Source organism: Streptomyces sp. NPDC031466 (assembly GCF_055581265.1).
Genome location: NZ_JBVIJT010000009.1, coordinates 1 through 3463 on the forward strand (window position 1 = coordinate 1; position 3463 = coordinate 3463).

3 protein-coding genes and 2 tRNA genes are annotated in these 3463 nt (G+C 68.4%); all 5 read right to left on the reverse strand.

What is annotated here, in order from left to right; translation table 11 throughout:
• Nucleotides 1-1115 (reverse strand): acyl-CoA carboxylase subunit beta (locus ACZ5GP_RS22535; RefSeq protein ID WP_468752552.1); only part of this gene is annotated, 1115 nt, incomplete at its 3' end.
• Between the two features lie 49 nt (nucleotides 1116-1164).
• The gene (locus tag ACZ5GP_RS22540; RefSeq protein WP_468752553.1) at nucleotides 1165-1596 is read right to left on the reverse strand and encodes a hypothetical protein; all 432 of its coding nucleotides are present in this window, start codon (nucleotides 1594-1596) and stop codon (nucleotides 1165-1167) included.
• Nucleotides 1597-2014: 418 nt separating this feature from the next.
• Nucleotides 2015-2806: an AfsR/SARP family transcriptional regulator gene (locus ACZ5GP_RS22545; RefSeq protein ID WP_468752554.1), complete on the reverse strand. Its 792-nt coding sequence runs from the start codon at nucleotides 2804-2806 to the stop codon at nucleotides 2015-2017.
• Nucleotides 2807-3204: 398 nt separating this feature from the next.
• Nucleotides 3205-3301, reverse strand: a tRNA-OTHER gene (locus tag ACZ5GP_RS22550).
• A gap of 30 nt (nucleotides 3302-3331) precedes the next feature.
• A tRNA-OTHER gene (locus ACZ5GP_RS22555) sits at nucleotides 3332-3425 on the reverse strand.
• Nucleotides 3426-3463 lie beyond the last annotated feature (38 nt).

The window sequence follows — 3463 nt, forward strand, 5'->3', positions numbered from 1 at the left end:
TGTTCCTGGTCGACGCCGGGCAGGAAGCCGGGGACGTCCAGGAGGGTGACGATGGGGATGTTGAAGGCGTCGCACATCTGGACGAAGCGTGCGGCTTTCTCGGAGGCCTCGATGTCCAGGACGCCGGCCAGGGCCTGCGGCTGGTTGGCGACGATGCCCACGACCTTGCCGTCCAGGCGGGCGAGGGCGCAGATGATGTTCCGCGCCCAGCGCTCGTGGACCTCCAGGAAGTCGCCCTCGTCGACCAGTTCCTCGATGACCCGGTGCATGTCGTACGGGCGGTTGCCGTCCACCGGCACCAGGTCCAACAGTGGCTCGCAGGTGCGGTTCGACGGGTCGTCGGTGGTGGTCGCCGGCGGGTTCTCGCGGTTGTTCGACGGCAGCATCGTGAGGAGGTACCGAACCTCTTCGAGGCACGTCTCCTCGTCGTCGTACGCGAAGTGCGCGACGCCCGACGTCTCGGCGTGGACGTCGGCGCCGCCGAGGCCGTTCTGGGTGATCTCCTCGCCGGTCACGGCCTTCACCACGTCCGGTCCCGTGATGAACATCTGCGAGGTCTCGCGGACCATGAACACGAAGTCCGTGAGGGCCGGGCTGTACGCGGCGCCGCCCGCGCACGGGCCCAGCATCACGCTGATCTGCGGGATGACACCGGACGCCTTGGTGTTGCGCTGGAAGATGCCGCCGTAGCCGGCGAGCGCGGAGACGCCCTCCTGGATCCGGGCGCCCGCGCCGTCGTTCAGAGAGACCAGCGGAGCACCGGCCGCGATGGCCATGTCCATGATCTTGTGGATCTTCGTGGCGTGCGCCTCGCCGAGCGCGCCGCCGAAGATGCGGAAGTCGTGCGCGTAGACGAAGACCGTCCGGCCCTCGACCGTGCCCCAACCGGTGACGACACCGTCCGTGTACGGGCGTTTCGCCTCCAGGCCGAAACCGGTCGCCCGGTGCCGGCGCAAGGGTTCGACCTCGCGGAACGAACCCTCGTCCAGGAGCAGCGCGATCCGCTCGCGCACGGTGAGCTTGCCCTTGGCCTTCTGAGCGGCGGTAGCCGGTTCACCGGGGCCTGCGTGGACCTGCTCCCGGATCGCCGCCAGCTCCGCGACGTGGAGTTTCATCTCTCCCCTTACCCGTTGCGCTGCCGTCACCGGGGACGCTGTGCGCGGTTCAGTTGGTGAGCTTGCGCAGGCCGCTGATCTGGAGCACGGCGAACCCGCCGACGACGACGGCCTGCATGAGGATCCACACCGTGCCGATGGTGTTGGGGTCGAACCAGCCGAAGATCGCGGTGGCGACGCTGGCGGCGGCCCACAGCAGGTTGGCCTCGATGACGACCTTCGTGGCCGTGGCGGACGGGACCTGCTGGGCGGCGAGGAGGCCGACCAGGACGCCGTAGACGGTGAGGAAGACGCCGATCGCGCGCAGGAAGCCGGTGTTCATGTCGAGGAGGTCACCGACGGGGCCGGCGGCGATCAGGTAGATCAGGCCGTTGCCGGCCGTGACGGCGGCGTCGAGACCGAGGAACAGACGCAGCGGGCGCGCGGCGGACGAGTTCGTGGCCGCGGTTCCAAGGCGTGCGGAGGTCTGGCTCGTGGTCATGGAAACTCCTGGTGGATACGGTGGTTGGGGGTTCATGCGCGCCGCGCGGGACGCATACCGGGACGCGTACGGGGGTCCGCGCGGAGGGCGGGCGCCCGCTTTCCGTTCACATGGTGACAAGTGCCGCTGACCGGCCGCTGACGCCGTGTACATGGGGGGTCGACCTGCGGTGACGGGGCCGTGCGGGGGCCTGTCGGTGGTGGCGGTGCGTCGGGCTCCGCCCAGTCGGTCTCCGTCCGCCGGTGGTTGGGCGGTTGTCGGCCTTTGGCCGCGGCTCGCGTACAACCGGAGGCCTCGCCCGTACGGAGGGCTCGCCCATATACGGAGCCTCGCCCATATAAGGGGAGGGGAGAGCGGCGTGGCGCCCCCCGCGTACGAGGTGACGGACGGCGGCCCCGTTCAAGGGGCCGCCACCCGGTCAGGCCGGCTGGAGCAGGGTGCGGGCGGCGCCCGTCAGTGCCGGATCGTGCGCGAGGATCGCGTGTTCCACGTCGCGCAGTGCGGGGGACGGGTCGATGCCCAGTTCGTCCGAGAGGTGGCGGCGCATGGCGCGGTAGACGTTGAGGGCGTCGGCCTGGCGGCCCGAGCGGTACAGGGCGACCATCAGCTGTTCGCAGAAGCGTTCCCGCAGAGGGTGATTACTGTGTGCCTCGTGCAGTTCCGCGAGCATCGCCGCGTGGTGACCCAGCCGCAGTTCTGCCTCGAATCGCAGCTCCATGGCCCGCATGCGGTATTCCTCGTAACGGGCGCAGGCCAGCTGGCAAATGGTGCCGCCGGGAAAGTCGCCGAATACGGGGCCCCGCCACAGGGCGAGCGCCCGGCCCAGCAGTTCCGCGGTGGCACCGGGATCGGAGGCCCCCGCCGCCTCCGCCTGGCGGACCGCCTTGGTGAACTCGGCGGCGTCGAACTCGCCCTCATGGATGGTGAGCCGGTAACCCGAAGGGTGAATGGTCACCCGGGAAACCGGCAGATCCGGTTCCAGGCTCTTCAGTTTCCGGCGGAGCCTGCTGATGTGTGCCTGCAGTGCATTGGCCTGCTTGTCGGGGACAGAATCGCCCCACATTTCCTCCACGAGGATCTCTCCCGAAATCGGGCGGCCCTCGCTGACGAGCAGGGTCTGGATGAGATTCCGTTGGAGGTCTCCAGAGATCTCCGCGAAACCTAAAGCGGTGCGGATCTGCAGTGCTCCGAGAATGGAAAAGCTCAGCATGCCGTTTCCCCCTTGGCTTTCGTTGCTGCAACGTCGGGGCGGTTCACCTTCCGGGTCGCCAGGGCCATCGGTGCTGCGGTGTGGGGGACCGCGGGTGGAGGTCGGCGTGGCGATCTCTGGGTGTCCCCAGCCGGGGGGAGGCAGGGGTGCACCCTCTGACTCCCTTCCAGCGAAGACCCTCTCACGGTATCATTCCTTTGGGAAGGTATTTTTTTGAACGAGTCGCCTCAGGTAGTTGAATACGGGGCTGACCTGGGCGTTCGTCCGGGAAAAGATGTGCGTGTCCATCGGACGTAGGTCCGCCCCGGCGGTCCAGCCGCTGTCGCGGGGCGCCGGGGCGGTCGCTTCACCGGGGCGGGGGAGGCCCGGCGAAGTAGGTGTGGAAGTCCATGTTCCGCTGGCGGAGAGGGCAGGATTCGAACCTGCGTGGGCCCCTGGGGGCCCGACCTTGAGCTGAGCTCGAAGTCCCCGATAAACCACTCCGGGCACCTCTCCTGGTCGTGCTGGCACAGAGTTTCATGCCTGCGGAGAGGGCAGGATTCGAACCTGCGTGGGCCCCAGGGGGCCCGACCTTGAGCTGAGCTCGAAGTCCCCGATAAACCACTCCGGGCACCTCTCCTGGTCGTGCTGGCACAGAGTTTCATGCCTGCGGAGAGG

What these genes read in the sequence shown, in the direction of transcription:
- ACZ5GP_RS22540 (WP_468752553.1), bottom strand. Translation starts at nt 1,596, where the DNA reads ATGACCACGAGCCAGACCTCCGCACGCCTTGGAACCGCGGCCACGAAC.
- ACZ5GP_RS22545 (WP_468752554.1), bottom strand. Translation starts at nt 2,806, where the DNA reads ATGCTGAGCTTTTCCATTCTCGGAGCACTGCAGATCCGCACCGCTTTA.